We start from the raw sequence: 1814 nt of genomic DNA, 5'->3' as shown, positions 1-1814 counted from the left end.
CCGCCCCGGTGCCCGTGCGGGCGGCCGCACGTCCGCGCGCGCTGGCGCGCGGGACGCGCGTGATCCCCGTCGTGCACGTCGAGATCGACCCGCTGCATCCCCCGGCGGGTTTGAAGCCCGCGGAAAGCACCGTGCTCGCCGCCATGCACAGTGCCGCACGCGCATCGACGTCGGGCTGGGTGCAGCTGGACCTGGAAGCACGGCCGTCGCAGCGCGCCGACTACCGCGACCTCGTGCACCGCATCCGCGCCGCGCTGCCGGGCGATATGCGGCTGAGCGTCACGGCGCTCGGCTGGTGGTGCCGTGCGCCGGCCTGGCTGGACGGGTTGGAGGCGGACGAAGTGGTGCCGATGTTCTTCCGCATGGGCCGCGACAACGAGGCGCTGCGCGGCATCGTGGCGACGCGGCCCGACGTGCTGCATCCGCTGTGCCGCGCGGGCAGTGCCGGCTTTTCGCGCCAGGAAGCGCTCCCGCCCGCGGTGGCGGCGCGCTACCGGCGCACGTTCTGGTTCGACGAAAAAGGATGGAGGGATTCCCGATGAAATACCTGCTTGCCTGTGCCGCCATCGCCGCCGTCGCGGCGAACGCGTTCGCCAGCGGCGACTATGGTCCCAGCTACACGATGTTCAAGGCTTACACGAAGCCGGACATTCCCAACGCGCGCTTCCAGGCCGGCGACCTGGGCGTGCTGCAGCCGGGCATGCGCCGCGTCTACCTGTACACGGCCTGGCGCGCGATCATGCTCGGCGCGCCGGTCGCGCAGAAGCTGGGCACCGAGAAAGGCCTGGACCGGGCCGACGGCAGCGCGTTCGGCTACGGGTGGGACCACGTCGACGGCGAGGACACGTCCGCGGATCTGGTCGGGCGCGCCGCCAAGGTATTGAACATCAAGATCGACGATCCGGCGGCGCGCATGATCGTGGCCTGTCCGGTGGCCGCCAATGCCTACGCGGCCGCGACCCTGCGCCAGCTGGAGGCGCGACCGGATGCCACCCGCGCGCGGGTCGATGCGTGGCTGCGCGCGCAATACCAGGTCGGCGAATCCTGCCAGCGCGCGGAGGATGCACGTTACGCGTATCGCACCGAGAAGCTGCCCGACATCGTCGCGCCGCAGCCGCTGCCCGCGACGGAGCCGGCCTACTGGCGCCAGCTGCGCGACTACCAGCGCGCCGCGTGGCAGTTCCACGGCGCCCACTATGCCGAGAGCACCGCGCTGTTCGACCAGATCGGCGCGACGGCCGGCCATCCGATGCGGGGTCTCGGCGCATATCTCGCTTTGCGCTCGGAAGTCCGGCGCGCCGTCGCTGCCGTGCCGCAGACGCCGCGCAATGAACGCGAGCGCCAGGCGCAGCTTCTCGACAAGCGCGGCGCCGCCATCGTGGCCGACGCATCGCTGCAGCCCATGCACGAACCGGCCCGCGCGCTGCTGCGGTCCATGCGCGTGCGGCTGACGCCCGAAAACCGCCTCGATGAATTGAACCGCTACCTGGATGATCCCGCGCACGACCCGTACGCGCTCGACCGCCTGGGCGACTGGTCCGTGCTGATGGACGAGGCCAAGCCGGAGCCCCTGCGCGGACAGTACGCCTTCGTCGACTGGGTCGCAACGCTGCAAGACTGCGCCGGCAGCCGCGATGGATCGTGCGCCGTCCCGGCACGCCATGCGCTGGAGCGCTGGCAGCGGGGGGCGAAGCCGCGCGGGCACACGGATCCGTGGCTGGTCGCCGCGCTGATGCTGTCCGAGGCGCTGACGCCCGCGCTGGAACAGCCCGCGCTGGCCGGCGCCGCTTCCGCTCCTGCTTACCTCACCGTGG

The 1814-nt window shown here is 71.9% G+C and carries 1 protein-coding gene and 1 pseudogene; both read left to right on the top strand.

The annotated features are described in order from the left end of the window. The coding region (locus tag ACEN88_RS30740) for a hypothetical protein (RefSeq protein WP_413345826.1) at positions 1-542 on the top strand (542 nt) is incomplete at its 5' end. Continuing rightward, a pseudogene (locus ACEN88_RS30735) lies at positions 539-1814 on the top strand (hypothetical protein); the annotation flags it as partial. The gene ACEN88_RS30740 and the pseudogene ACEN88_RS30735, both read left to right, overlap by 4 nt.

The organism is Massilia sp. CT11-108, assembly GCF_047302915.1.
In the GTDB taxonomy this organism is placed as follows: domain Bacteria; phylum Pseudomonadota; class Gammaproteobacteria; order Burkholderiales; family Burkholderiaceae_D; genus Telluria; species Telluria orientalis.
The sequence above is the reverse complement of the archived record's forward strand: the minus strand, read 5'-3'. Positions and strand labels throughout refer to the sequence as shown.